At 35.8% G+C, this 26,410-nt stretch carries 25 protein-coding genes; 12 read left to right on the forward strand and 13 right to left on the reverse strand.

The genetic code is table 11. The annotated features are described in order from the left end of the window. Nucleotides 1–96: 96 nt before the first annotated feature. Nucleotides 97–1,620, forward strand: coding sequence for a GH3 family domain-containing protein (locus YQ22_RS07660; RefSeq protein WP_071340707.1), 1,524 nt, complete (start codon nucleotides 97–99; stop codon nucleotides 1,618–1,620). Nucleotides 1,621–1,631: 11 nt separating this feature from the next. On the opposite strand, the gene YQ22_RS07665 is transcribed toward YQ22_RS07660, so the two are convergent. Together YQ22_RS07665 and cls are read right to left on the reverse strand one after the other, a co-directional pair. Further along, complete coding sequence (locus YQ22_RS07665; protein WP_335626976.1) at nucleotides 1,632–2,261, reverse strand: hypothetical protein; 630 nt, start codon at nucleotides 2,259–2,261, stop codon at nucleotides 1,632–1,634. Next, on the reverse strand, nucleotides 2,258–3,682 hold the full coding sequence (gene cls, locus YQ22_RS07670; RefSeq protein WP_071340708.1) for a cardiolipin synthase: 1,425 nt from the start codon (nucleotides 3,680–3,682) through the stop codon (nucleotides 2,258–2,260). Before cls ends, YQ22_RS07665 begins: the two co-directional genes overlap by 4 nt. A gap of 133 nt (nucleotides 3,683–3,815) precedes the next feature. Between cls and YQ22_RS07675 the strand changes: the two genes are divergently transcribed. Beyond that, nucleotides 3,816–4,226 (forward strand): arsenate reductase family protein, encoded by a 411-nt coding sequence (locus YQ22_RS07675; RefSeq protein WP_071340709.1) that lies wholly within the window; start codon nucleotides 3,816–3,818, stop codon nucleotides 4,224–4,226. Nucleotides 4,227–4,306: 80 nt separating this feature from the next. Further along, a complete protein-coding gene (locus tag YQ22_RS07680; protein WP_071340710.1) occupies nucleotides 4,307–5,863 on the forward strand; it encodes a DUF748 domain-containing protein in 1,557 nt (518 codons plus the stop codon). Between the two features lie 70 nt (nucleotides 5,864–5,933). On the opposite strand, the gene YQ22_RS07685 is transcribed toward YQ22_RS07680, so the two are convergent. Next, on the reverse strand, nucleotides 5,934–6,116 hold the full coding sequence (locus YQ22_RS07685) for a hypothetical protein (RefSeq protein ID WP_071342534.1): 183 nt from the start codon (nucleotides 6,114–6,116) through the stop codon (nucleotides 5,934–5,936). Between the two features lie 263 nt (nucleotides 6,117–6,379). Here YQ22_RS07685 and YQ22_RS07690 point away from each other — a divergent pair, with 263 nt between their 5' ends. Next, nucleotides 6,380–7,429, forward strand: coding sequence for a helix-turn-helix domain-containing protein (locus tag YQ22_RS07690; RefSeq protein ID WP_071340711.1), 1,050 nt, complete (start codon nucleotides 6,380–6,382; stop codon nucleotides 7,427–7,429). Between the two features lie 136 nt (nucleotides 7,430–7,565). Next, nucleotides 7,566–8,636: a helix-turn-helix domain-containing protein gene (locus YQ22_RS07695; RefSeq protein ID WP_232231366.1), complete on the forward strand. Its 1,071-nt coding sequence runs from the start codon at nucleotides 7,566–7,568 to the stop codon at nucleotides 8,634–8,636. On the opposite strand, the gene YQ22_RS07700 is transcribed toward YQ22_RS07695, so the two are convergent. From YQ22_RS07700 to YQ22_RS07710, 3 genes are all read right to left on the reverse strand, one after another. Beyond that, a complete protein-coding gene (locus YQ22_RS07700) occupies nucleotides 8,633–9,295 on the reverse strand; it encodes an SOS response-associated peptidase (protein WP_198033523.1) in 663 nt (220 codons plus the stop codon). The genes YQ22_RS07695 and YQ22_RS07700 overlap by 4 nt on opposite strands. A 203-nt stretch (nucleotides 9,296–9,498) precedes the next feature. After that, complete coding sequence (locus YQ22_RS07705) at nucleotides 9,499–9,948, reverse strand: ferritin-like domain-containing protein (RefSeq protein ID WP_071340713.1); 450 nt, start codon at nucleotides 9,946–9,948, stop codon at nucleotides 9,499–9,501. Nucleotides 9,949–9,998: 50 nt separating this feature from the next. Continuing rightward, nucleotides 9,999–10,241: a hypothetical protein gene (locus tag YQ22_RS07710; RefSeq protein ID WP_071340714.1), complete on the reverse strand. Its 243-nt coding sequence runs from the start codon at nucleotides 10,239–10,241 to the stop codon at nucleotides 9,999–10,001. A gap of 267 nt (nucleotides 10,242–10,508) precedes the next feature. Between YQ22_RS07710 and YQ22_RS07715 the strand changes: the two genes are divergently transcribed. Further along, a complete protein-coding gene (locus YQ22_RS07715) occupies nucleotides 10,509–10,721 on the forward strand; it encodes a DUF2945 domain-containing protein (protein WP_071340715.1) in 213 nt (70 codons plus the stop codon). A gap of 12 nt (nucleotides 10,722–10,733) precedes the next feature. On the opposite strand, the gene YQ22_RS07720 is transcribed toward YQ22_RS07715, so the two are convergent. After that, nucleotides 10,734–11,810, reverse strand: a complete 1,077-nt coding sequence (locus YQ22_RS07720; protein WP_071342536.1) for a DNA topoisomerase IB — start codon at nucleotides 11,808–11,810, stop codon at nucleotides 10,734–10,736. A 226-nt stretch (nucleotides 11,811–12,036) separates the two neighbouring features. Between YQ22_RS07720 and YQ22_RS07725 the strand changes: the two genes are divergently transcribed. Together YQ22_RS07725 and YQ22_RS07730 are read left to right on the forward strand one after the other, a co-directional pair. Next, the gene (locus YQ22_RS07725; RefSeq protein WP_058104649.1) at nucleotides 12,037–12,642 is read left to right on the forward strand and encodes a DUF2652 domain-containing protein; all 606 of its coding nucleotides are present in this window, start codon (nucleotides 12,037–12,039) and stop codon (nucleotides 12,640–12,642) included. Nucleotides 12,643–12,751: 109 nt separating this feature from the next. Then, nucleotides 12,752–13,219 (forward strand): Dps family protein, encoded by a 468-nt coding sequence (locus YQ22_RS07730; RefSeq protein WP_071340716.1) that lies wholly within the window; start codon nucleotides 12,752–12,754, stop codon nucleotides 13,217–13,219. A 79-nt stretch (nucleotides 13,220–13,298) separates the two neighbouring features. On the opposite strand, the gene YQ22_RS07735 is transcribed toward YQ22_RS07730, so the two are convergent. The 3 genes from YQ22_RS07735 to YQ22_RS07745 are packed head-to-tail and all read right to left on the reverse strand — an operon-like array spanning nucleotide 13,299 to nucleotide 14,182. Beyond that, nucleotides 13,299–13,493 carry a hypothetical protein gene (locus YQ22_RS07735; protein WP_036150676.1) on the reverse strand — a complete coding sequence of 65 codons (195 nt, stop codon included), beginning with the start codon at nucleotides 13,491–13,493 and terminating at the stop codon, nucleotides 13,299–13,301. 8 nt (nucleotides 13,494–13,501) lie between these two features. Next, nucleotides 13,502–13,849: a hypothetical protein gene (locus tag YQ22_RS07740; protein WP_058104647.1), complete on the reverse strand. Its 348-nt coding sequence runs from the start codon at nucleotides 13,847–13,849 to the stop codon at nucleotides 13,502–13,504. After that, nucleotides 13,850–14,182 (reverse strand): YtxH domain-containing protein, encoded by a 333-nt coding sequence (locus YQ22_RS07745; RefSeq protein ID WP_071340717.1) that lies wholly within the window; start codon nucleotides 14,180–14,182, stop codon nucleotides 13,850–13,852. 199 nt (nucleotides 14,183–14,381) lie between these two features. Between YQ22_RS07745 and YQ22_RS07750 the strand changes: the two genes are divergently transcribed. Genes YQ22_RS07750 through YQ22_RS07760 form a run of 4 tightly spaced genes read left to right on the forward strand, consistent with a single transcriptional unit; the run spans nucleotide 14,382 to nucleotide 20,962 of the window. After that, complete coding sequence (locus YQ22_RS07750) at nucleotides 14,382–15,743, forward strand: NAD-dependent succinate-semialdehyde dehydrogenase (RefSeq protein WP_071340718.1); 1,362 nt, start codon at nucleotides 14,382–14,384, stop codon at nucleotides 15,741–15,743. Nucleotides 15,744–15,747: 4 nt separating this feature from the next. Beyond that, nucleotides 15,748–15,918 (forward strand): hypothetical protein, encoded by a 171-nt coding sequence (locus YQ22_RS19080; protein WP_156894544.1) that lies wholly within the window; start codon nucleotides 15,748–15,750, stop codon nucleotides 15,916–15,918. Between the two features lie 37 nt (nucleotides 15,919–15,955). Then, a complete protein-coding gene (locus tag YQ22_RS07755; protein ID WP_071340719.1) occupies nucleotides 15,956–19,696 on the forward strand; it encodes a hypothetical protein in 3,741 nt (1,246 codons plus the stop codon). 54 nt (nucleotides 19,697–19,750) lie between these two features. Then, complete coding sequence (locus YQ22_RS07760) at nucleotides 19,751–20,962, forward strand: Pycsar system effector family protein (protein ID WP_071340720.1); 1,212 nt, start codon at nucleotides 19,751–19,753, stop codon at nucleotides 20,960–20,962. 49 nt (nucleotides 20,963–21,011) lie between these two features. On the opposite strand, the gene YQ22_RS19380 is transcribed toward YQ22_RS07760, so the two are convergent. The 3 genes from YQ22_RS19380 to YQ22_RS07770 all read right to left on the reverse strand — a co-directional run bounded on the left by YQ22_RS19380 (nucleotide 21,012) and on the right by YQ22_RS07770 (nucleotide 26,257). Beyond that, the gene (locus tag YQ22_RS19380) at nucleotides 21,012–21,137 is read right to left on the reverse strand and encodes a hypothetical protein (protein ID WP_257786213.1); all 126 of its coding nucleotides are present in this window, start codon (nucleotides 21,135–21,137) and stop codon (nucleotides 21,012–21,014) included. 141 nt (nucleotides 21,138–21,278) lie between these two features. Further along, a complete protein-coding gene (locus YQ22_RS07765) occupies nucleotides 21,279–22,715 on the reverse strand; it encodes a rubredoxin (protein WP_071340721.1) in 1,437 nt (478 codons plus the stop codon). Between the two features lie 11 nt (nucleotides 22,716–22,726). Continuing rightward, the gene (locus tag YQ22_RS07770) at nucleotides 22,727–26,257 is read right to left on the reverse strand and encodes a nitrate reductase (RefSeq protein WP_071340722.1); all 3,531 of its coding nucleotides are present in this window, start codon (nucleotides 26,255–26,257) and stop codon (nucleotides 22,727–22,729) included. Nucleotides 26,258–26,410 lie beyond the last annotated feature (153 nt).

Consider the following 26,410-nt stretch of genomic DNA (forward strand, 5'->3'; position numbering starts at 1 on the left):
AAGCTTAATAAAGTCCACATATTTCAGATTAGGGTTAATCTTTATCTCTACCCCAAACTACCTTTATAGGCATTAATCTAGAAATACTTTTGGCTCATGAATATCATAGGAAACTTTATTAAAGGGATTATCAATGTTACCGATAAAATTACCGGTGAAGACAAACCGATTGAAGATCAAAAGGCTGTGCTTCAAAACCTATTGGAAACGGCAAAAGACACTTCTTTTGGTAAAGCGTATGCATTTGAAGATATTCTAGAGAGCAACAACCCTCAACAGGCATTTCGTAATGCTGTTCCTTATTTTGATTATAATCAAATCAATGACGCTTGGTGGCATAACTTACATGAGGGACAAACCGATGTCACATGGCCGGGTAGTCCCGATTATTTTGCACTGAGTTCCGGTACTACTGGAAAAACAAGTAAACGTATTCCCGTAACAGATGCCATGATAGATGCCATAAGACAAGCAGGTATAAAGCAGGTGCTGGCCATTTCAAACTTCGATCTTCCGGCAGATTTCTTTGAAACCGGCATTTTAATGCTGGGCAGTTCTACGGATTTGGTTGAAAACGATGATCATTTAGAAGGTGAAATCAGTGGTATTAGTGCCAGTAACATTCCGTCATGGTTTAGTGGTTATTATAAACCTGGAAAGGAAATTGCCCAAATTGATGATTGGGACGAACGTGTTGCAAAGATTGCAGAAAAGGCTGCGGACTGGGACATTGGAGCGTTAAGCGGAATTCCTTCTTGGATAGAACTAATGCTGAAGGAGGTCATTAAAAAACACAACCTTAACAACATTCACGAAATATGGCCCAATCTACAGGTCTACACATCTGGTGGAGTGGCTTTTGGTCCCTACGAAAAGAGTTTTAACGCCTTAATGGGCAAACCCGTTACGGTAATTGATACCTATTTGGCATCTGAAGGGTTTATTGCCTTTCAAGCAAGACCAGAAACCGATGCCATGAAGTTGGTGACCGACAATGGTATTTACTTTGAGTTTGTTCCTTTTGATCCAGATTATATTCTTGAAGATGGTTCTCTTTCTCAAAATGCACCATCATTAACTCTTTCTGAAGTTGAAAAAGGACAGAACTACGTGCTCATTATCAGTACGGTCAGCGGTGCTTGGCGTTACCTAATTGGAGATACTATAGAATTCACAGATGTGGAACGTGCCGAAATAAAAATTACGGGGCGCACCAAATTTTTCTTAAACACCGTGGGTTCACAGTTATCTGTCAATAAATTGGATGATGCGCTACAAGATATCATGGAAACTTTTGACATTGAAGTACCAGAATACACCCTTTGTGCAAAAAAGTATGATGATGAATTTTACCATACCTGGTACCTAGGCACTACCGCTACTCAAAACCCTGAAAAGATTGCGGAAAAACTTGACGAATCATTAAAAGCTGCCAATAAAAATTACAAGGTTGCCAGGTCTAAAGCTTTGAAAGGAGTGAAGGTTTTCACGGTAGATCCAGAAGTTTTTTACGATTGGAACGATAGTAACAAAAAGAAAGGCGGACAAGTAAAAATGGAGCGAGTTATGAAAGAGGAAAAGTTTGCCGAGTGGGAAGCTTTCGTTAAAAAACATCAATAAAGCCTATTACCTTATTCTTTAAGTGAGGCGTCTCTCTCTTCTACCAATACCATTATTTCTTCTGGGGATAGATAGAAATTCTTAATTCTATCCACATATTTTTGGGTTAAGCCAGCTTTCTTTAAAATGAACTCTTTTGTAGCAAGTATATAGGTTTCCATACCGTGGTTTACCGCATAAGAATCTGCACGGCGTTCTGCTTCACGTATATAACTTTTAGAGGTTATATATTTAAACCCAAATGCAATTAAATTCAACCCACTGCGCTGTTGATAATCCATCACATGCCCAAGTTCGTGACCCAACCATCCGATCATAATTTCTGACGGAATGTCTTTGGTATAGTACACAGAATCGGCAATTTTTATTCTTTCGCTTATCAATATTTTATATGACCTGTTTTTCTTTGATTTAAAAACACTCCAAAAAGAAGGCTGTGCCTGCATGGTAGACTTTTTAATGTTCTTCTTGAACTTAAATTCAATAGCAACATCTGTAAGTTCCGGATAATGGGAAAGCGCAATTTTTGCTTCTTTGGTTATTACTTCTGGAATTATATGTTGTGCAGATGCAACCATAGGGAAACTGAATATAAATAGGATTAAATAGTTTAATTTTTTAACGGATTCTGGTGTAATCATAATAGTGGACTAAAGAATTTGGCAAGCCCTTCTAAAAACTTACTAAATGGGGATCTTTTTTTAAACTCCTCAAGGTCAACTTTAACCTCATCGGTGCAATGCGATTCAAACAACTTCTCTATTTCAGAAGCTTTTTCTTTATCGTATAAAATAGCATTGGTCTCAAAATTGTGCTCAAAACTTCTGTAATCAAAATTACCTGAGCCTACCGATACTATTTCCCCATCAATAATAATGACCTTGCTATGAGAAAAATCTGGTCTTAAATATATATTGGCGCCCACTTCAAGCAATGCTTCAAAAGTTGAGAACATACTGTATTGTGCCAACAATGAATCTGAAATCTTTGGGGTCAACAATGTGACCTGTATTCCGCTCAATGCCGCAATTCTTATGGCTTCCAAGACCGGCTCACCAGGGATAAAATAAGGGTTGGCAATGCAAATACTCTTGGTGGCTATATTGATCATTGCCAAATATTGCTGCATAATTGCAGGGTATCTAGAATCTGGTCCGCTTGAAATAATCTGCGCAACCGTTTTGCCAGAAGAGTCTACTTTGGGAAAATATTTATCCTGTAGCAACAATTCTTCTTTACCTGCAAAATGATAATCCTTTACAAAAACACGCTGCAAGCTATTTACTGCCGGCCCTTTGATCTGTACATGCAAATCTTGCCATATTCCCAGCTCTGACACTGGCTTCATATACTTATCGGACACATTGAAACCACCGGTAAAACCAACGTTACCGTCTATGATTACAATTTTTCTGTGATTTCTATAGTTAAGAGTAAACAAGAGGTTTCCAAAACGAATGGGCATCGTAGAAAATGCTTTGACCCCAATATCCTTAAATCGCTGTACTCTTTTACCCCGCATTGAATTGCTACCAAAAGAATCATACAACATTCTAATTTCTACACCTTCTTTTACCTTCTCTTTGAACAGTCCATAGAACTTGTCTAACAACATTCCATCTTCTAAAATATAGTATTGGATGTGTATGAATTTCTTAGCCCCTTTAATGGCTTTGAATATGGCTCCAAAGGCTTCTTCTCCACTATTGAGCAAGGTTACCTCATTACCTTCATAAGGAGCAAAATAACTGTTCTTTCTTATTAGTGATGCTAATTTATCTCTCTTGTAGTCATCAAAATCATGAACGCTTTGTTCGCCGCCCTCCAACTCTTTATAGGTTTCAGAATATAACCTTCTTTTCTCTGTTTGTTTTAATTTAAACAGCTTGAATTTTCTTCTGTTAATACCGAACAAATAGTATAACAGCGGACCCAAAAAAGGAAATATTATAACAGACAAAGACCAACTAATCATCTTAGTTGCCCTTGATCCATTGAAAATAATATTGACGATACTCCACAGCGTTACCGCTATATATGCAACCCAAAAAAAAGTATTCACCACCTTATAAATTGTTTATCAACAATATACTATAAAATCGCACGGTGTTACCCCTAATTAACCTTTCAAGATATTTTTAGTTTTAAACGAGTTAATTACTCCCTGTGGTTGTGAGTACTTTTAAAAAAAAGTGATGGGAGTAATTGCTATGGATAAAAAACAGATAACCCTTTATTACAGTTCAGAAAATTCAATTGGTAAGCAATTGAACGCTTACGTGGAATCTTCTGGTAAAGAACATTTAACAATAGATATCTCTAAGACAAATGTCACCGGCACCCAATGGGCAGAGTTAGCAGATGGCCTAGGTAAGACCATCTCTGAATTGGTAAATACCGACCACCCGGATTTTAAGGATGAGTATGGCGATAAAACCGTTAATTTAGATGATGATGGTTGGTTAAAAATTTTAGATAAAAAACCTAGTCTTTTAAAAAATGCCATTGTCATTAAAGGAAAAGATTTCATAGAACTTACCAGCGCATCGGATTTTAAGCAATATATGGACCCTGACAGCGCGGGTATAGAAAAGCCTTATAAGTAACAAGGTCCTAAATCCCATTTTAGAATCTACTTCTCAACAAATAGGTACTTTACCTTTTGTTACGCTCTAACTTTTACCTTATGTCAAAGATTTTAAAATGGCTAGTTGTTATTCTCATTTTCTCCATAGGTGGTTATATGCTTGCCGAATGGAAAATGAAGCATGAAATTATCAGTTTTTTAGAGCGAAAAGTACCCGATCACATTAATTTTTCATATGATAAACTTGCAATAAACCTATTAGAGGGCAACATTGCTTTTACCGACGTTGCCGTAGTCAGTTTAGGCAAGCAAACCTCTTCGTGTGAAATAAGAGTAAATGCCAACGAGCTTTCCATTGAAGGATTTAGTTACTGGAAAATACTTTTTCAAAAGTCTGTTCATATAAAAACCTTGACACTGTCAACACCTCATCTTCATTTTAAAACTTGCCCAAAAGACCCTAACAACGTAGTTGCCAACAAAAGCAATCCCATTAATCTCCTGAAAGAAATTTTTGTTGAAGAATTAAAGTTCGAATCTGGTGTTGTGGAAATTTGGGACGCTGATGAAGAAGTTGAACTCATTTCAGTAGCATCTTTAGGTCTTCATTTAAAAGATGTAGCTACCGACCCCGAGACAATTACCAAATATGTTCCGTTTACATTTTCTAATTATCAAATAGAAATAGCGCAATTTAAAGCTCCCCTTGGGGAATACGAAAATCTGCAAATGACCTCTTTAGTGATGAACAATTCTTCTATAGACATGACTGATATTTCTCTTTTAACCAAATATTCTAAAGCAGAACTCAGTAAGCAAATTACCTATGAGAGAGATCATGTAAGCTTAACAATTCCGGCTATTTCTATCAACGATCACAATTATGTGGCCAACAAAGATTCACTTCAAATTAATTTCAAAGAAGTAAAACTCATAGAGCCCAACCTAGAAATTTATAGGGATAAGTCTCCATTGGAAGATTTTAGTACAAAGCCTCTTTACGGTACACTGTTAAGAAGACTACCCTTTATAATAGCAATAGATGCCATTTTAATTCAGCAAGGAACAATTGTTTATAAAGAAAATGCACCCAATAATGTAAAAGCGGGTGCTTTACGTTTTACCAATTTAAATGCAGATATAAATAATCTATCCAATTTGACAACAGTTAACAATACAGTAAACATTAAGCTAAACGCTAATTTAATGGATGCCGGTGCACTGCACTTAGATTGGAATTTCAACGTGAACGATCCACATGATTCTTTTTTAATATCTGGCAAGCTTTCAAATTTTTATACTGAAAAGCTAAACGATTTTCTTGTACCCAACTTAAGAACCCAAACTACCGGAACCATTGAACAACTATATTTTACCATATCGGGTGATGAATACACCTCTAGCGGAGACATCAAAATGCGATATGAAGATTTTAAATTTCAGTTGTTGAACAAAGAAAGAAACGGTGTAAAAAAAGTGCTTTCCTTTATTGGTAATTTATTTGTTAACGATGGCTCAAAAGCTGATGAAAACGGTTTTAGGTATGGTACAATTTCCGTTGAACGCACACAACATAAATCGTTTTTCAATTATTTGTGGATAAACCTACAAGATGGCCTGGTAGATGTACTTACCAGCAATGGCAAAAAAGAATAGCCTATAGGCCAAACATAAAAAAGCCAGGTAGAAAATCTATCTGGCTTTAAATTTCATAGCAATTTTTATACTAGTTGTCGTCAGTAGCATCTTCTACCGCATCTTCAACTTCTTCTGCACCGTCTTCAATACCATCACCAACATCTTCAATACCTTCTTCCATTTTTTCTCCTGCTGATTTTTCTTCTCTACAACTGGTTGCAACGCTCACAGTCATAATAGCAAATAAGAACATTAATAGTGACTTCTTCATAATATAGATTTTAATAATTAGGTTAATATTTTGATTGTTCATAATGAAATGCTCTAAGCAGTATCTCATTATTGTTGGTACAAAAATGACACTAATACCCTGTTTTGCTTGGTTGTAAAAAATTAAATCTTAACTCATCCAAACAATATGGCTAATTGACTAACGTATAATTCATTACCTAAATTTTTGTGTTAATCTAAAACCTTATTAAGCCAAATATCCTTTCGTAAATTGACTTATCTTGTACACATAATCCAATTAGTATGGGTACAAAAAAAGAGTTTAAGGAGTTGAACGTGGTTGATGTCGTAAAGGATATTGCCCACAGATTAGATGTTGATTATAGGGAAGAGAACAATGAAATTTGTATGGATATCCCTAAAGAGGCTGGTACCGGTCATATAAAAGCAATTAGTTTTTCTCATGGTGTGGGCATTTTAGATGTTGATATTACCCTTAAGAAAGACACACGGTTTGTGCTTAATCAATCTTTAGTGCAGCCATTGGAAATTGTATTTAATAGGGAAAAGAGTATTAGGCATGAGTTTGAAGGCCAAGAAAAACAAACAGAAATAAAGCATTTAGAAAGTGCCATTTTTTCTTGTAACAGTAAATACGGAAATGTACTTACACTTAAAGCCGAAGAACCTGTTTGCTTTTTTAGCCTAGAGATCAATAGAAAATTGTTCGAAGAAAAAATTGAGTCTTTTTTACCGGAAATGAACGAAGACCTAGAGGGTCTGTTTAGAGATGTTAACGGTATTAACCTTTTTTTTCACAAAGCTCATTATAGCCTTGATATTGCAAAATGTATTGAGGAAATCAACCAAACGGAAGATCAAGGTTTTACAAAAAGTGTATTTATTGAAGGTAAGTGCTATGAAATACTGGCGCACCATCTAAGGCAATATGTAGATGACGCCTCCCCAAGCGAAAAAAGAACAATTCTTAGACAATCTACCGTTGTTAAAATAGAACACGCCGCAAATATTATAGATGAGAGTTTAGACCAGGCACCAGATGTTTTAACACTTTCAAAAAAAGTAGGCTTAAATCAAAATACACTACAAAATGGTTTTCAAAGCTTATTTGGACTTTCGGTCAAGGAATATTCTCAAAATAAACGCATGGAAAAAGCCAGGCATTTAATGGAAAGTACTCATTTGAACATCACTGAAATTACTTATAGAATTGGTATTACCTCTAGAAGTTACTTCTCTAAATTGTTTAAAGAACGATATTCAATGTCGCCAAAACAGTATATGCAAAAATTAGAAGCTACCAATGAAAAAGATGATACCACTGCTATTTAGGTATGCTTTTTAAATTTAATCAAAGTTGCTTTCATTCATTTTTTAACATTTCATACAAAATTAAAAGTACCCATTTGTGTCAATTAACATTTCAAAAGTGTTAACCTAATTCTGCTTTTTACAGTTGTTTTGTAGTATGCAATTACCAGTGTATACCAATGATAAAACAATGAGGGAGTTGATTATAAATAGTACTAAGTCAGAAAACATTTTTACCCAGATACAAACGTGTTTGCAGGGTAAACTTAAAGGTGACTGGGGCGAAAAAATCATAACCTTCAATAATAGCACAGGAAAAGGTACGCTGAGAACCATTGATTTTAATTGGGGCCTATCTCTAATTGATTGTGACTTAAAGCTTAACGAAGATGTAAAAATTGTGTTTGATACCGATGAACTATCGCCAATTGAATTCATTTTTATTACAAAAGGCTATTTTGAGTATAGCGAAAACTGTACCGATGCTTTCAATAGGCTTAAGCAGTTTCAAAATACGATTATCTCTCATAAAAGAAATGCCAAAAAAACATTTCTATTTCCAAAAGGTGAGCATTTAAAGATCAATTTTATACGGGTAGAACGTCAAGAATATTTACAAAAAAAGAACAATGACATTTCGCAATTAAATCAATTATTGGTTTCAATTTTCAATGACAATGAATGCCACACCGCTTTTCAACACGGTGGTAGTTATAGTCTAAGAATTGCAGAAGAAATAAAATTGCTCAACAACATAGATATTGACAACGCTATGCTAAGATCCTTATCACTAGAGGGTAGGGTCTATCTTATACTATCTCTGCAATTATTAGAACATAAAAATTTTGAAGAAAATATGAATTTACCTGAAGCTATTTCTAAAGAGGATATTCTAAAAATTCACAAATTGACCACCTATATTATTGAAAATATATCCGAGAATATATCAATTACCACCTTAAGTGAAGAGTCTGGACTAAGCCCTAAAAAATTACAATTAGGTTTTAAAATTTTATATTCAAAAACGGTCAATGAGTATGTACGATCTTTAAAGCTTGAAATTTCTAAGAATTATCTAAAAAATTCCGATCTCTCCGTTTCAGAAATAGTTTATGCCATAGGAATTAAAAGTAGAAGTTATTTCTCTAAAATTTTCTTTGAAGCATATGATATACTACCAACCGAGTATAGAAAGCATATAAAGAACAAAAACTCATCTATACGTTAATTTTCAGGATACTCGCAAGAGTTGAGCATGCTATCGTATGATATGTCTTGATTAAAAAGACTTTTAGCAATCGGTCTTACCGCAAGATCTGTTCTATGCGGTGGTCTTAATAGTGCTTTAGCTTGTTCTACTGAAATATCACCAGATAGCCATTCTTGTTTATCTTCATGGTCTATAATGCTAGGCATGTAATCCACTAAATTCTGATAGTCTATAACCACTTCTTCCAGTGGTCCTGTAAGTAACGAACATGTTAAAAACCCATCGTCCAAGATGGTATAAATACCTGCCAGGTATAATATTTCACCGTTTGTTCTACTAACGTGATAAGGATAAATTTCTCCATTTCTTAGTACTGATGTAAAGAAACCCGTAACGGGCACTATACACCTTCTGTTCAGAAAAGAATCATGATACCAGATTTCTGTATCCATCTTATGGGTGGGTATATTGAGTGTATTGGTCAGCTTTTGAAAGAGCTCCCAATCCTCATTAAAACTACTGGGCAATAGACCCCAAATAGCTAAAGATATTGTGTTTGGCTCATCCATGGTTACTATGGGTATAGACACTTCGGTTAGACCGCTGATAACAACTTGGGGGGTATATAAATTGGGATATTTGAACAAAGCATTTACGTCTCGCTCTATCTCCTTCATCTTTGCTGTATTCGAAATTTTAAAATACATATCAATCTTTTGCTTTAGACGTAAAGTTCAGTTATTTAGCAAGCATCTCTTATTGCAGAAACTAAAAATGATGACGCATTAAAAATAAGTTTATGTACTCCTTAAATTCTTGCATACGATCCAAAAAAAAAGAGGCTTAAATAAGCCTCTTTCATTAGTTTAAACACTATTGTTTATCGTGCGTCTTCTAAAATTTTAATATTGGACAAACCATTTTTGATCGCCTCTTTTTGACTTCTTAAAATTGTAGCCGTGGTAGACGGTAAAGAGGTATCTTCCAATACATCTTCATACTCTTCAATAGCTGCTTTTTCACCTCTAATAGCTTCTTCTAACATGGATTCTACATTATCAATTGAAAATAAGGCTTTAACGTCCATCCAAGCTCTGTGTGCTTTACCGGTAATACTATCACCCTTATCAATTTTCTGACCAAATGACATAATCTCTGTTTTTAACTCATGACCAAAATCATAACGTTGTTTTGCCTTTGATTCAAAAAACGCCTTTAATTGAGGGTTATCAATGTTTTCGGCCGCTTTTTTAAAGCCTTTCTCGGCATCATAGGTTTTCTCCAACAACTCATTTAATTTATTTCCAACTTCTTCTGTATATGTACTCATTTTATATAGTTTTAATTACGTGACCTCTTTTTTAAAGATGTTGATCACTATTACATCTTGTAAAATTTATTTCTGTTTTTAAAATCTTGTAATTTTCTTTTTAGCTCGTTCAAATCTTTCGCTTTGCTTTGATCGGAATACATCAACATATGATCTAAATCAATTTCGCAAAACTCATCTCTTTGGGTTTTGCCCAAATCTTCAACAGTATTATCTATCAAATATTCGTTTACCAAAAAACCTAGATAACCTAGACCAATTATTATCGATGTCCCTATAACAAAATCTATCATCGTATTGTTTTAATATCAAATATATACGTGATCATTGGTTCTTTTTACCCTTAAAAAAAGAAGCATTAACTCCTTTGAATTGGGTTAATATTCAGGTGTTTAGAGCAAAAAATAAATGCGGCATTTCACACAATAATTTCAAATATTATAGAAATTGCAATATCAAATTTTAGTTCTCGTGTTTGTGCCCCTGAAAAAGGTAATTTCCATCACTGGTTCTCCAAAAAACTAGAAGTGATGGAAATGCACAAACAACAATAAATAGGTATGATTAGAAAAGGGACAGTAGTAAAATGGTCATGGGGTAATGGTACTGCAGAAGGTACTGTAGAAGAAACGTATACATCTAAAACCACAAAGACCATAAAAGGAAGTGAGGTTACTAGAAATGGCAGTAGTGACGATAAAGCACTATATATAAAACAAGATGATGGTGATTACGTTCTAAAAAGTGAGAGCGAGGTTGACCGCGCCGGTTAAATTGAAAATAACCTAATTCTTTTTGGACAAATTCAATAACGGATTAAAATCCGAAATTAATTTTATCAATGCTTTCTCTGCCGCTGTTTGATATGCTGACGAGGACTGTTTCTCCAAATTCTGAAATACCTTTTTTAATCCTCCATTTTCATAGGTGCTTACCACATATGGGTGCACATAATACTTTTTACAAACATTTCTGGTATTACCAAGGGCTTTGGCCGTGGCGTCAAAAGCCTTGATTACATTCTTTTTAATTTGGGTTTCATCATTGGTTGATGCATTCTCTAGCAATGACTCAAAAAATATAATGGTGCCAGACCAAGTTCTAAAGTCCTTTGCAGTAAATAGGTCTCCGCTTATTTCTTGTAGATACTCATTGACCATACCACTATCTACATTGGTTTTAATTCCGTCCTCGTCAAAAAATTGAAAAAGATTCCAACCTGGTATCTCCTCGCATTGAAGTACCAACCTACGCAAACGTTTATTATTAAGAGTTATGCTATGTTTTTTGCCCTTTTTACCTGTAAACTCAAACTTTAATTTGTTCTTACTGGTTTTTAAATGCTTGTTTCTAAGTGTAGACAGCCCATAGGTCTTGTTTCTTTTAGCATATTGTTCATTGCCTATTCGAATATGCGTTTCTTCCATTAACCTAACTATAAGTGCTAACACCTTATCTTTTGGCCAACCTTTTAATTGTAAATCTTCATCTACTTGTTTGCGTATACTGGGCAATGCCTGCCCAAAATGGTGCATTCTCAAAAACTTGGTACGGTTTCTTACCCTTAGCCAAAGTTCATGATATCTATATTGCAATCTATGTTTTAAGTCATAGCCCACTGCTTGTAAATGTGCATTGGCTATCGATGCTATTTTAACTTCTTGCCAAGCAGGTGGAATAACTAACTTTTTTATCCTTTTTAGTTCAGTTTCTTTTTGCAAAGGTTTATTCTTCAGAAAATACAGAAACTTGTCTTTCTTTTTCACCCTTTGTATGGTCAAGGCTTCTCTATCTACATATTTTAACTGCATATGGGCAGCAATATCATGGGGCTCACTAGCCAATAGTTCTGAATAGTTCATTTTTAGAGAAGTAAAGTGAAACGCATTTATTTTTTGTTTATTCTTTTTAATATATTGTGAAACAAAAATAAATAATGCGGTCATCTTTTTAGTGCCCAAAAAAACTGTTTTATAGCCTAAATGACTTTTCACTTGCTAGTTGGATTGTGATATCATTTTTATGAAACGAGGTCTTTTTGATAATAGAAGTTCTCTACCTTGCCCCAATATCTTTATACCGCCGCTTATGAAAGGATCACCCATGTTAATTTGTATACCGGACATTAGTGGCTTTACTGAATTTATGAGCGAAACGGATTTTGAGCTAAGTTCAAAAATTATTCCTGCGCTTTTAAATCAGATCATCTACACGAATAAGATCGGATTAAAAGTTTCTGAAATTGAAGGCGATGCCGTACTCTTTTTTAAGACCGGAGAAATGCCGTCATTACAAGCACTCATTGAACAGTGTAGAATATTCTACACTGAATTCTACAAAGAATTGGATGCGTTGAGAGAAAAATATAAGAAAAATAAAGATGCCGCTTCTATACCGGAAATATTAGGTCTTAAAATAATCCTGCATTATGGAAAAGAAATAGCATTGACCAAGGTTGGTAACAGCATTAAGCTGTTTGGCGAAGACCTTATCATTGCCCACAAGCTTTTAAAGAATAAGGTAAGAATGAACGAGTATTTATTGTTTACCGAAGGCTTGACCAATTTTTACAAAGAGAACAATTTGGATGATCAATTTGATTGGGGTTCCTTAAAACAAAACTCTACCGAGTATGAACATGTTGGTGAAATAAACTATTCATACATTAACCTAAAGCCCCTTGTAAAACCCTAATAATACTACTAACGTTAAAAAAGGTTAAAGTGTTGATCATTAAGCTTTCTGGGTCAACACCTTACCGTTAACATAATTAATTTTGTATTAAACAATTAAACAAATTTTTATGAGCTACTTAGATATAAAATCAAAGGATATTAAACCAATTGTCAATGAATTAAATACGTTGTTGGCAGATTACAATCTTTACTATCAAAACTTAAGAGGCTATCACTGGAATGTGTCCGGTAAAAACTTTTTTGACCTACACATTAAGTTTGAAGAGCTGTATACAGACGCTAGAATAAAAATTGATGAAATAGCTGAACGTATTTTAACGTTAAGAGATAACCCAACCAGTGAATTTTCAAAATATTTTGAAATGTCGTCCATCAAAGAAACGTCTTCCCTGATCTCTGATACCGAAATGGTAAAAAATATACTTAATCAGCATGAGACCTTACTAAAGCAAATGAGCAAGGTTGTTAAAGTTGCAGAAGCTGGTGGCGATGAAGGAACCATTGATATGATCGGTGGATACATTGGCGAAATTGAAAAAGTAAGTTGGATGTTAGATGCGTGGACCAAAGAATAACATCAACAAACATTACACATAAAAAAAGCACCTCATTTAATGAGGTGCTTTTTTTATGCTTTTCAAATGGTTATATATTTTATTTGACCACTTTACGTACCAAATAAAGCATTCCAAATTTTTTGGCAGCGGAGATTGCAGTGGAAACCCAGTTGTACGGACTCAAATCTTGTTTTACGTCATTCTTTATGCCCTTAAGTTCTTCTAAAGCAATTTCACGCTCTAACTTCAAGCGCTTTAAATGAAACTCTACTTCCTCAAAATTTTTATACATAGCTCTATTTAATTAAAGAATTTGACCGACAGCTTTTTCACCAACAGATTATCAATTTTGCTCCTAAATAAATAGGCCAATATCAATAAAAGGATAAAGAAAGCACCGGCAATTAGACATGCGCCTACCATACTATCAATAATCTTTGCCAAGTACACAACGCCGGCAACCGTAATAAAAACAAGTGCCATAAAACCAAGACCACCAAATACAGCTGTTTTCAGCAGCATACCAGTGGTCATAGTTAATTGTTGAAACACTTTTAGCCTGTAGTATTCTTGGGTTTTTTTATAATAAACCTCTCCTACATCAATAGCTTTATTAGACGTTTCGTTAAGTGAATCAATTACTCCCATTTATACTGTTTTCTGCAGTTTCTTATTTTTGGTCTTTAACTCGGCCAATTTTTTCTCCAATGTTGAAATAACATCTTCGGTTTTATAACTTATATCAGAAACCAAAGATTCTACCCTGGTATCTAAAGTCTCTCTTTCATCAGACATTTTTGATACTACTCTGTTCTTTATATCTAAAGCACTTTCTGTAAAATTATCTCTTGTAGATGCTGCTTGATCTGCAATTAATCTTCTTGTATTCTCACCCTTATCCGGTGCATAAAGAATTCCCAAGGCTGCACCAATGGCGGAACCTGCAATAATTGCTAATAATGTATTTCCACTATTGTTCATATTTTAAATTTTAGATTAAACGTTTCTTTTATTCAATAATAGCGGTCTAGCTATCATCTTCAACAAAGATCTTTAATACCTATACAATTACTTAACTCAAAACCTTATAATATTGACCGTAACAATACCTAACTTAAAGGGTTAAGAATAATATGGAACGAATTAATACACATAACTCCTTACACCTAAATTTGCCGTTATGAAAGATTACGATTTAAAAAACCCATACACTGGCGATACCATAGCTACTTATACTTTAGATGATAGTAAGTCTGTACATTCTAAGTTGAAGAAAGCATTGGAAATCCAAACTTCATGGGCCAACATGGAAATTGAAGATAGATGTCAATTGTTGACCAATGTAGCCGAGTTGCTTATAGAACGTAAAGAGGAATACGCCAAGCTAATGACCCAAGAAATGGGCAAGCCAATATCACAAGGCATTGCCGAAATTGAAAAGTGCGCTTGGGTCTGTGATTTTTATGCTTTAAATGCCGAGGACCTTTTAGCCGATGAACTTATTGATACAGATGCAGATGAAAGTTTTATTAGTCATGATCCCTTAGGATGCATTTTAGCGGTTATGCCCTGGAATTATCCATTTTGGCAAGTGTTAAGGTTTGCAGCACCTACATTGACCGCTGGTAACACCGCTTTATTGAAACATGCAAAAAACGTTACGGGATGTTCTCTGGCCATAGAGCAATTGTTTTTAGATGCCGGATATCCAGAAGGGTGTTTTCAAAGTATAAAATCCGGTCATGAAGAAATAGAAAAACTTATTGCCCACGAAGATATTAAGGCCGTAACCCTCACCGGAAGTGAGAAAGCAGGTAGGTCTATTGCCCGTACAGCAGGTGAAAATCTTAAAAAATCTGTCCTGGAACTTGGTGGGAACAATGCATGTATTATATGGGAAGATGCTGATCTGGACCAATACATATCAACAATGGCCACTGCTCGTATGCAGAATACGGGACAAAGTTGTATTGCCGCAAAAAGGTTCATTGTATGTGCTGATATTTATGATGACTTCATAGAAAAGTTCACCGCAGAAATTAAATCTTTTAAAGTAGGTGACCCAATGGATAAAGAAACTTTTATCGGTGTTATGGCGCGGGAAGATTTGGCTGAAGAAATTCAAAAACAAGTACAGGATTCCATTGATATGGGTGCAGAAGTTATACTGGGCAATGAAAGAAATGGTGCCTACTTTTCACCAACCATACTTACCAATGTTACCAAAGAAATGCCAGTGTTCAAAGAAGAAACTTTTGGTCCTGTAGCTGCTATTACCAAAGTGGCAAATAGAGAAGAGGCAATACAATTAGCGACCAATTCTAGATTTGGACTGGGTAGTATGTTGTTTACCCAAGATATAGATAGCGCTATGGATATGATATCACAAATTCCAGATGGAGCATTCTTTATCAATGACATGGTGAAATCTGACCCTAGATTACCATTTGGAGGTACAAAAGCTTCAGGTTATGGTAGAGAACTGTCTAGGGAAGGCATATTGGAATTCGTTAACAAAAAAACAGTATACATTAAAAAATAAAAACATGAAAGAGAATACAAAAGAGACAAAGTTCGTAAAAGAACCCGAAGAAGAAACCAGGGAATTTATCCTTCAGAAAAACAAAAAAACAAAACTGGGCGTAACCATTTTAATATCATTTTTGGTTATTCTTATAATTGGCATCATTGTATCAAACGTGTTTTTTACCAATTAAAAAAACCTCTTAGACCAGTATCAACTTAAATATTTATATGACCAACCCACCATACCATTCTTGGGCAAATTATTTGACCGTAAAACCTTTTAGTATTCTAATTGCTTTACTGTTTATATCTTCTTGCGCAACATACAAAGAGCAAAGCAATATTCACAGTGACTCAACTGTGGAAAATACTAATGATATTACCCATACCTTCTACATTGCAGGCGGTCTGGGCAACGCATCTTCGGTACCTAACAATGCACTTTTACAGCGCTTTAAAGAAGAACTAGATCTAGCTACAGAAAATAGTACGTTGGTCTTTACGGGTGATAATATATCTCCCGAGACCAATAATTGGCTGATCGATAGCCTTTTTATTCAACAACAATTAGATCTTATATCTAATTTTAAGGGAGAAACCATATTCTTGCCTGGTAACAACGAATGGAAAAGTTATAAATTAAATAAAATAGAAAAAGTAGAAAACTATCTGAAGGATATTGAACGACAAAACACTGCTGTACTTCCAAATAATGGTTGCCCTATAGAACACAAGGTCATAAATGACGACCTTGATCTTATTTTAGTGGATTCGAAATGGTTTGTATCTAACTGGTCTAGAGTTGAAGACATTAACAAAAAATGCTCTGATATTATTACCCGTAGACGATTTATGGAGGAGTTGGAAGGGTACATAGGCGATGGCCAAGGCAAGAATATTGTCATAGCCATGCATCACCCCGTATTTACCAACGGTACCTACGCAGGTAAAACAACGGTTAAAGATCACGCTACACCACTACCGTTAGTGGGTACTATTAAAAATGCCGTGATGGACTTGGGTGCGTTTAATCCTGAACATGTAAATTCCAGAAGATATAATTATCTACGTATTGCAGTAAGTGCCTTGGCACAGGCCAATGATAGAATTACCTTGATTTCCGGTCATGAAGAAAGTCTGCAATTATTGGAAGGTGGTGGCATTCACCAAATAGTAAGTGGCTCTTTAGGAGAAAAAAGTGCTGCTAAATTAACAGCTGGTAGAATTACCGCCATTGGTGGTTCTATTGATTATCATGGTGAATATGTGTATGGCGAGCGTGGCTTTGCAAGGCTAGACTATTTTAAAGATGGTAGTTCTAAAGTAACGTTTGTTTCTGAAAACGATCTTTCATCTAGCAAGACCTTTAATGTCCTTGCTAAAAAAGAACCTGAAAAAGAATTTAATCAATTTACGGCAAATGGTAAGGAAATAGAAGAGACCCATATCTTAGACGACCCAAAGGATTACAATAAAAGTGGATTTTATAAATTTTTGTGGGGAGAGCGTTATCGTAACTATTACGGTCAGCCTGTAGAAGCTCCCATAGTTCAATTAGACACCCTTTACGGAGGTCTATCGGTTGTTAAAGAAGGAGGCGGACACCAATCTTTCTCCCTTCGTTTAGAAGATGCAAACGGCAAACAATATGCCATGCGATCATTAAAGAAAAGCGCGCTTAAGTTTTTAAAATTCAAACTTCCGGGCATATCGTATAACACGCAAGATTATCAAGATACTTGGGCAGAAAAAGCAATTTCAGATTTCTTTACCACTGCCCACCCATACATGCAGCTGGTCATTAATCCCTTAGCTAAATCCGTAGGAATAAACCATTCTGATACAGATTTGTTCTATGTTCCAAAGCAAGACAGCCTTAAACAGTTCAATGAAAACTATGGTGATGAATTATATTATATAGAGCGTAGACCGTCTGAAGAACAAGCACATTATAAGGGCTATAGAAGAACGATCCATGAAAATTCCGGTGAAGTGGTAGACTATGAAAGTACTACTGATATGTTAGAAAAAATAAAGAGCGATGAGTCTTATGGGGTAGATGAAAAGAGCTTTATTAGAGCTAGAATTTTCGATATGCTTATTGGCGATTGGGACCGCCACCAAGATCAATGGAGGTGGATCGAATATGAAAGTCCGGATGGTGAAAAAGAGTTTATGCCCGTTCCAAGAGATAGGGACAATGCATTCCCAAGGTTCGATGGTAAAGTAATCCCTTTTGTACAGTGGTTTGTTCCCGGTACAAGAAATTGGGAAACCTATGATGAGGATGTAGATAATGTAAAATGGCTGAACCTTTCCGGTAATAGACTAGATAGAACATTGGCCACTGGCTACGGACCAGAGGCATGGGTAGAAGAGGCAAGAGCCATACAAGATGGAATGACGGCAGAGGTTATAGAAAAAGCCTTTAAACGTTTGCCCTTGGCGGTGCAAGATGAAACTTCAGAATATATTAAGCAAAGTTTAAAACAACGACTAGAAACATTGCCCAAAACCGCTGAAGCGTATGCAAATTACCTTAATAAAATTGTAGCCGTACTCGGTACTGAAAAAGACGACATCTTTACCATGACCAGAATGAAAAATGGTGAGACCAAGGTTGTGGTAAAACGTATTCTAAGTGATGAAAAAAATGAATTGGTCTACTCAAGAACATTCAATGATAGTTTAACGAAAGAAGTCTATATCTATGGTTTAGGTGATGATGATGTTTTTGTTGTTGAAGGTGAAGAAAACCCTAAAACCAAATTAAGAATAATTGGAGGTTATGGTGACGATACTTACACCATAGGCAATAAGAAAAAAGTAAAATTGTACGATTGGGAACATGAAAAGATTGATATTCAAGATCAAAAACCTAAAACCCTATTAACCGATAATTATAAGACGAACACTTTTCATTTTAGATATTTTGAGCCTAATACCAACGTATTGGTGCCCACATTAGGGTTTAGAACAGACGATGGTTTTTTTCTAGGAGCATCAAACACCTATACCCAAAAAGGAATAGACGGTAATTCATTTAGACAACAGCATAGCATTAGTGCCAATTACTACTTTAATTTTAAGGCTGCTGAACTGTCTTACTCCGGTATTTACGGAAGTGTTTTCCCCGGATGGAATTTTGAAACAAGTGCCTACTTTGCCAATGATCGTTATGTAAAGAACTTTTTTGGCTTTGGTAACGAAACTGTAAACAATGAAGATGCCCTTGATAGAGATTATTATAGAGGCAGAATTAGAATGTTCAAGGCAAGTGCCGGTTTAGCATATTACAGCCTTCGTATCAGAGGGTTATTTGAGTCGTTTAAGGTAGATGACAACCCAGACAGATTGTTCAATAGTAACAATCTTAATAATGAAATATTTGAAACCCAAAACTACGGAGGACTAGAATTGACGGGGGAATATGATCGTGATGACGCAGGTGATTTTCCATCAAAAGCAATTTACTTTGGCTTCTCCGCTGGTTATAAAATGAATATCGTCAATAATGACAACAAGTTTGGTTATGCTTCTTTGAAAGTAGGTTTTGACCATAAATTAGAACATAAGGGAAACCTTGTATTTAGTACTACTGCGGAATACAAAGGACTTTTTGATTACAATGATGTATATTTTTACCATACACCCTCTATTGGTGGTGGTAACGGACTTAGAGGATTTAGGGATGAACGTTTTACCGGCAAGTCTTATTTCTACCAATCTTCAGATCTTAAACTAAAACTAAAGCGTTACATCACCGCTGTATCTCCTGTGACCATTGGTATGTATGGTGGGTTTGATTATGGTAGGGTATGGATGCCCAATGAAAGTTCAAATGTTTGGCATACTTCCCAAGGCGGCGGTTTTTGGATCAGCAGCTTAAAGGCACTTACGTTTAATATTGGGTATTTTAATTCTAAGGAAAGTAATCTTATTCAGGTTGGTTTTGGAATATCCATTTAACATAAGCAGATAATTTTTGTACATTTCTAAAGTATTATCTTTTTCATTAAACTTATGTCTACAATAGTTTCAAAAGCCGAAGTATTTGCCACAGATCTCTTGACCGGCAATATTGACCCAAGATTTTTATATCATAATCTTAGGCACACCCAACGTGTTGTAGAGAGTACTAAAGAATTGATCGAAGGAGAGAATATTTCAGACGAAGAAAGTGAACAATTATTAGTTGCCGCTTGGTTTCATGATCTGGGCTACACAAAATCTTATACCGATCACGAAGAGCAAAGTTGCCTATTGGTAAAAGATTTCTTGGCAGAATATAAAATGTCCGTTTCCTTCTCTGAAGTTGTTTGTAGCCTTATTATGGCTACTAAAAAAAATTACGAGCCAGTAAACGAATTAGAGAAAATAATTCGCGATGCAGACTCATCACACTTTCATATTAAAAATTTTGTTGCATCTACAGAGCTTTTACGTGAAGAACTCGCCCTTATTGGCAAACAAAGCTTTACAACGGCAGATTGGCGAGAAGAGAATATAAAACTCTTACGTACCAATCATCGCTTTTATACAGATTATGCCATAAATAATTGGCAAGAGGGCAAAGACAAAAATATTAAGAGACTCATTAAAGTAAGAAAAAAGCACAAAGAGCTCGTAAAAAAAGAAAGTTTAAAAGCTAAATTTAAAGGAGAACTGCCAGATAGGGGAATACAGACATTGTATAGGGTTACGTTACAAAATCATTTAAAACTTAGTGACATTGCAGACACCAAGGCAAACATCCTATTGTCCGTAAATGCCATTATCATATCTATGGCGCTCGCTAATTTGGTGCCCAAATTAGACAACCCCACAAACGATTATTTATTTTACCCTACCTTTTTGTTCATCGTTTTTAGTGTAGTTTCTATGGTAATGTCCATTATTGCCACAAAACCTAACGTAACCACTGGGCAGTTTACAGAAGAAGAGGTTACCACCAAAAAAGTCAATTTATTGTTCTTCGGTAATTTTCACAAAATGAAACTAGAGCAGTACAATTGGGCTATGAAAGAACTTATAAAGGACAAGGATTATATATATAGTTCTCTAACTAAAGACCTATATTTTCTGGGTGTGGTCCTGGAAAGAAAGTATCGCATTCTAAGATGGACATATACCATTTTTATGATAGGTATGGTATTATCGGTAATCGTGTTCGGTATTGCTTTAAAATTCTACGGACCAGACCGCATACTTGAACTTCCTGTAATGCAACCATAGTAGAAAACTGGTAAGGCTGATTACGGTGTTTTTTCAATAACTGTAAAGTTTAAATACCAAAAGCCATAAACAGTACACATAACATAATACCGATAACGGCAATTACAATAGTGAACTTTAATGCTTTGGCCAATACCGGTTCTTTACGGCTTTCATTTACATTTACCCTGGTCATGAGTGTTGGTTTATTTAGAATAATACCACAAAATTATGGCTTCACTTTTTTAAGTTTTAACTCCAAAAGCGAATTTATTACCTCCATTAAATATACACTAACTTATTGAATATAGGGCAAGTAGAAAACCATATAGTGTTATTAGCCCATTTGTATCATGGCTTCCTTAAACTTTGATTTAGGAGCGGAGCAGACCGGGCACTCATATGCCTCACTTATATCTTGAAATTTTGTGCCGGCAACTATATTGAAATCTTCATCTCCAAATGATTCATCATATACCGTAAAGCAATCTTGACATTGATATAACTGCTGTTTAGTTTCAACCACCTCAACATCTGTAGTTTTTTCCAAATCGTCAACTTGCCCTAGTTGGTCAAAATACATCTTACTCAACTCCATTAACAGACCGGGCAGTTCTATTTTATCAATATCCTGGGCGTAAGTAATATACTTTTGACTATTGGGATCAAAATGTTCAAAATGTAGCACATTGTACGTTGGGCGAACTTCAAACTCTTTAACAATGGTGGGCAAGCTATTCTTTTCAATAATCACCGAGGCAAAGTGCGAACGCTTACCCACTTCATTGCTTATACCAAAAGTAAGACCGTAGGTACTAATATCATTTTGATCAAAACTTCTGACCAAACATTTTTTAAGCTCAAGGGCTTCACCGTCATCAATTGGTACGTGCCAGTTCATCTCTAACTGAGAGTGCCTAACATTAATTCCCCTTTTGCCCAAAAACCTTTCAAGTTCTGGTCTACTTGATTTTTTAATTCCTTTAACCACAAAAGATTTCCAAGGTGTAATACAGATTTTACCAATACTATTATCTAAACAAAAACCACAGAACGCCTTTAAAAACGATAGGTCATATTTATTATTTCTCCAGTACAGTCCCAACCAATAAAGATCGGTACCCAACCGGTTCATACCCTCATAGTACGGGAAGGTCTGAAAAGGAACCTTTAATTCCTTTTCCATGGTTTTATTGTTCGTCTCCAAGTTTTTGTTCATTACAAAGAACAACTCATCTATATCTGAAATGTCTTCATGAATTTCCTCTATTTGCTTTGAAATGGAATTTATATCCCAACTATAGATCAAAACCGGATAAAAAGCAGATGATTTCCAGTGTGGAAGTTTAATGTTTAAATACCAATAATCTTCTTGATCAGATGCTATAAAATTGAGATTGCCACTAAAAATAGGTACTAGTCTTTGTTTAGGATCGGTAATATTGATTTTGAGTTTTGGTAAAAAATCAAAACCTTCTAAAATATATAAATACGTAGATCCCTTTAACCAATGGGTCATGTCAAAAATATCTGCCGATACGTAAGAGCTTACAATATTCTGATACGATCTATTGGCAATGATATCAGTATTGAATTTTGAAATACTTTCCAATTGCTCTTCTTTAGCATCTTTCAACGGAAACAAAATATCTTGTCTAGAACCAAAGTTTACACTGGTAAGACCGGCAGACTCCAGCATGGTAATTATATCCTTTAATTCACCCGGGGAAGTAACCCCTCCCTTGATCAATATTCTATGAAGATCATCGTTCATATCTTATCATTTTAATTAGCCAATACCAGCTGTTTTTGTAATAACTCCTTAATCTCTGGCTTACAGCTACCACAGCCCAAACCTGCACCCGTTTCTGAGCATAATTTGTTGAACTCGGAGCATCCGCCATTAATGGCATCAATAACATTGCCCTCGCCCACTTGACTACATGAACAGACTAATTTACCCTTTAACGGAACAGAGGTAGAAGCGCCACGTAATAGCTCATCCCGCTTTTCAGAGAGTTCAATTTCCTCTTCTATGAGCCTTTTAAATTCTGCAAATTCATTTTTATCGCCCATTAAAATGGCACCTTTAAGCGTGTCGTCTTTTACGATACATTTCTTGTAGAAGCGCTTGCTGACATCCATTAGAATAATTTCTTCATACGATGGATCCCCTAACGGTGAGTTAACCATGCCAATGCTGCAGAGATCTAAATTTTCGAACTTTAAAATATTCATTAAAACAGACCCGTTGTAAATACTGCTGAAATCGCCAAGAATAAAATTTGCCGCAATATCAGCTTGTTGTTCAGCTGCCGACGTAATTCCGAAAAGTGAATTTTTGTATTCCGCTATTTCACCTAGTGCAAAAATAGAAGGGTCGCTACTTTGTAAGTATGAATTTACAACGACTCCCCTTCGGGTATGAACCCCAGTCTGTTTTGCCAATTCTATATTGGGCCTAGTACCAATGGCATACACAATGGCATTACATTGAATGGTTCTACCAGTTTTTAAATTCACCAAAAGACTATGTTTTTGGCCCTTATCCTCAAAAACAGTACTTACCTCATTATCAAAATAGAGATTTATGCCGCGCTCCATGACATCTTCTGCCAGTAGCCTACTTGCAACACTATCCAATTGACGTTCCATTAAACGCGGTGCCCTTTGAATAATGCTAATGTTGATGTTGATCTTTTTCAATGCCGCTGCAAGCTCCAAACCTAAAAGTCCGCCACCTACAATGACCACATTCTGATCTTTTGCCTTTAGACCGGTTTCCGCTAAATATTTTCTAAGCTTATCGGCATCGCCTCTTTCACGCATGGTAAAGCGACCAGGTAATTTTATTTGAACATCACTAGGAATAAATGCCCTACTACCCGTTGCCATAATAAGCAGATCATAAGAATGCACATTACCCAAAGAATCTAAAATCGTCTTTTCATCTGCATTGATATTGTCAATACAAATACCGGAATGCAAGGTGACATCTAACTTTTGCAACTCACCTTCCTTCAATTTTTCCAAAGCTTCCCAAGAAAGTTCATCACTAACATATTCCGGTAGTAGAACCCTATTATAAAAAGGATCTTTTTCCTTTGAAAACACATGAAGTTCATCTTCTGTATTTTTTTCTCTGTAAGATTGTATGAAACGATATGCAGCGGCACCGGCACCTACGACTACTACCTTCTGCTTCTCTTTGACAAATTTGGAGACCTCAACCGCACAGTATTTAAAATCTGGCTCTTTAGATATTGGGTCTACCAAATCGTTGGTCAGGTTATTTGCCCTTCCAAAATCATTGTTCAATACTTTACCCCAATGCATTGGTAAAAAAACTACCGATTCTCTTATATCATAGTTGAGCTGTACCTTCACCTGTACCTGCCCACGTCTGCTTTTGACCACTGCAATATCTCCATCCTTAATTTTTCTTAAGTAGGCATCAACAGCATTCATTTCTAAATAAGGTTGTGGAATATGGGTCAATAACCTCTTAACCTTACCGGTCTTGGTACGGGTATGCCATTGATCGCGAACCCTACCTGAATTTAATATTAATGGATATTCGTTATCCGTTTCCTCTGACTTGTTATAAAGCGTTGATGGGGCATTAAAATGTGCTTTTTTATCATTGGTAAAGAACTTACGATCTGTAAATAATCTAGGTGTCCCCTTATGTGTTTTGTGCGGTACGGGCCATTGAAAGCTACCCTCATTAATCAACCTTTCATAAGACAGACCAGATATATCTATTTCGGTGCCCTTGGTAAGCAAACAGTGCTCATCATAGACCTCACTACTATTTGCATAATCAAAACCTGTATAGCCCATTGCTTGTGCAAAACGCCAAATAATCTCCGCATCTGGCAAGGCCTCGCCAGGGGCATCTATAACTTTTGGCAGATAACTAATTCTTCTTTCAGAATTGGTCATGGTACCATCTTTTTCTAACCAACCCGCCGCAGGTAGCAAAAGATCGGCAAATTTAGTCGTCTCCGAGTTATGTGATATGTCTTGTACCACCACGAATTTTGCCTTTTTCAATGCTCTTTCTACCTTTTTTACATTGGGCATACTAACTGCAGGATTGGTACAGATGATCCAAATGGCCTTTAGCTTTCCTTCATCCAAGGCGTCGAACATTTCTGTAGCGGTATACCCTGGTTCTGCCTGAATTTCTCCGCCTCCCCAAAAGTCGGACACTTCTTTTCTATGCTTAGGGTTGCCCAAGTTTTTATGGGCTGCCAATAAACTGGCCATACCACCAACTTCTCTACCCCCCATGGCATTTGGTTGCCCTGTCAATGAAAACGGACCAGAACCAGGTTTTCCTATTTGACCTGTTAATAACGATAGGTTTAATAACGAGACATTTTTAGCAACACCTATAACACTTTGGTTCAGCCCCATGGTCCACATACTAATGAACTTTTTGGCATTGCCAATATACTCTGCCGCTTTACGTATATCCGCTACTGGAATACCACATTTTTTAGCCGCCTCTTTGAGCGTTAGTGTATAAGCCATTTCTTTACACGCTTCAAAATTTGCAGTGTGTTTTTTAATAAAGGCGACATCTATTTTTCTTTTATCTATTAATCTACGCGCAATGGCATTAAATAAAATTACATCGGTACCCGGTAAAATCTGCAAATGTAAATCTGCCCCTGCACAGGTTTGGGTTTTTCTAGGATCTACGACAATTACTTTAACCTGTGGATTTTCTTCTTTATGCTTTTCCAACCTTCTATATAAAATAGGATGGCACCAAGCCGGATTTGCTCCTGCTATTAAAAAACAATCTGCCAATTCTATATCCTCATAACAAATTGGAACGGAGTCTTCCCCTAAAGTTTTCTTATATCCTACTACGGCAGAACTCATGCACAGTCTAGAATTGGTATCTATATTATTTGTGCCTATAAAACCTTTGGTCAATTTGTTTATTAGATAGTATTCTTCTGTTAGGCATTGGCCTGACACATAAAATCCTACACTATCTGGTCCGTGTTTTGCAATGATACTCTTAAAAACCGCCGCAGCACGTTCAAAGGCGGTATCCCATGAAACCCGCTGTAATGGGTGATTGCGGCTCCACTTCATCTCTGGATATAAAATTCTATCTGTAGTATCTTGCGCTACGTAATTTAGATTACGCCCTTTGGTACAGAGCATGCCCTTATTTGAAGGATAATCAGGATTACCATCTACGCTTATTGTTCCTTTTGCATCAACATCTACCAACATACCGCAGCCAACACCGCAATAAGAACATATTGTTTTATGAGTTTTAGTACTATTCATTTTACCAGAGATAAAGAATGGTTAGAAGTGTACTGCAAATTATAAAAAGTACGTATAAATACGTACTTTTTTATGATAAATGTTTTGCCTAAAAACTAGTGATTCAAAATTAAAACTGAGAAATACTGAGAATAAGTCAAAGAATAGCATTCT

It is taken from the genome of Maribacter sp. 1_2014MBL_MicDiv, from assembly GCF_001865655.1.
In the GTDB taxonomy this organism is placed as follows: domain Bacteria; phylum Bacteroidota; class Bacteroidia; order Flavobacteriales; family Flavobacteriaceae; genus Maribacter; species Maribacter dokdonensis.

Excerpts from the sequence above, each read along its gene's own strand:
- YQ22_RS07660 (WP_071340707.1), top strand. The coding sequence starts at position 97 with ATGAATATCATAGGAAACTTTATTAAAGGGATTATCAATGTTACCGAT.
- YQ22_RS07665 (WP_335626976.1), bottom strand. The coding sequence starts at position 2,261 with ATGATTACACCAGAATCCGTTAAAAAATTAAACTATTTAATCCTATTT.
- YQ22_RS07675 (WP_071340709.1), top strand. The coding sequence starts at position 3,816 with ATGGGAGTAATTGCTATGGATAAAAAACAGATAACCCTTTATTACAGT.
- YQ22_RS07680 (WP_071340710.1), top strand. The coding sequence starts at position 4,307 with ATGTCAAAGATTTTAAAATGGCTAGTTGTTATTCTCATTTTCTCCATA.
- YQ22_RS07685 (WP_071342534.1), bottom strand. The coding sequence starts at position 6,116 with ATGAAGAAGTCACTATTAATGTTCTTATTTGCTATTATGACTGTGAGC.
- YQ22_RS07690 (WP_071340711.1), top strand. The coding sequence starts at position 6,380 with ATGGGTACAAAAAAAGAGTTTAAGGAGTTGAACGTGGTTGATGTCGTA.
- YQ22_RS07695 (WP_232231366.1), top strand. The coding sequence starts at position 7,566 with ATGCAATTACCAGTGTATACCAATGATAAAACAATGAGGGAGTTGATT.
- YQ22_RS07700 (WP_198033523.1), bottom strand. The coding sequence starts at position 9,295 with ATGAAGGAGATAGAGCGAGACGTAAATGCTTTGTTCAAATATCCCAAT.
- YQ22_RS07705 (WP_071340713.1), bottom strand. The coding sequence starts at position 9,948 with ATGAGTACATATACAGAAGAAGTTGGAAATAAATTAAATGAGTTGTTG.
- YQ22_RS07710 (WP_071340714.1), bottom strand. The coding sequence starts at position 10,241 with ATGATAGATTTTGTTATAGGGACATCGATAATAATTGGTCTAGGTTAT.
- YQ22_RS07715 (WP_071340715.1), top strand. The coding sequence starts at position 10,509 with ATGATTAGAAAAGGGACAGTAGTAAAATGGTCATGGGGTAATGGTACT.
- YQ22_RS07720 (WP_071342536.1), bottom strand. The coding sequence starts at position 11,810 with ATGAACTATTCAGAACTATTGGCTAGTGAGCCCCATGATATTGCTGCC.
- YQ22_RS07725 (WP_058104649.1), top strand. The coding sequence starts at position 12,037 with ATGAAAGGATCACCCATGTTAATTTGTATACCGGACATTAGTGGCTTT.
- YQ22_RS07730 (WP_071340716.1), top strand. The coding sequence starts at position 12,752 with ATGAGCTACTTAGATATAAAATCAAAGGATATTAAACCAATTGTCAAT.
- YQ22_RS07735 (WP_036150676.1), bottom strand. The coding sequence starts at position 13,493 with ATGTATAAAAATTTTGAGGAAGTAGAGTTTCATTTAAAGCGCTTGAAG.
- YQ22_RS07740 (WP_058104647.1), bottom strand. The coding sequence starts at position 13,849 with ATGGGAGTAATTGATTCACTTAACGAAACGTCTAATAAAGCTATTGAT.
- YQ22_RS07745 (WP_071340717.1), bottom strand. The coding sequence starts at position 14,182 with ATGAACAATAGTGGAAATACATTATTAGCAATTATTGCAGGTTCCGCC.
- YQ22_RS07750 (WP_071340718.1), top strand. The coding sequence starts at position 14,382 with ATGAAAGATTACGATTTAAAAAACCCATACACTGGCGATACCATAGCT.
- YQ22_RS19080 (WP_156894544.1), top strand. The coding sequence starts at position 15,748 with ATGAAAGAGAATACAAAAGAGACAAAGTTCGTAAAAGAACCCGAAGAA.
- YQ22_RS07755 (WP_071340719.1), top strand. The coding sequence starts at position 15,956 with ATGACCAACCCACCATACCATTCTTGGGCAAATTATTTGACCGTAAAA.
- YQ22_RS07760 (WP_071340720.1), top strand. The coding sequence starts at position 19,751 with ATGTCTACAATAGTTTCAAAAGCCGAAGTATTTGCCACAGATCTCTTG.
- YQ22_RS19380 (WP_257786213.1), bottom strand. The coding sequence starts at position 21,137 with ATGACCAGGGTAAATGTAAATGAAAGCCGTAAAGAACCGGTATTGGCC.
- YQ22_RS07765 (WP_071340721.1), bottom strand. The coding sequence starts at position 22,715 with ATGAACGATGATCTTCATAGAATATTGATCAAGGGAGGGGTTACTTCC.
- YQ22_RS07770 (WP_071340722.1), bottom strand. The coding sequence starts at position 26,257 with ATGAATAGTACTAAAACTCATAAAACAATATGTTCTTATTGCGGTGTT.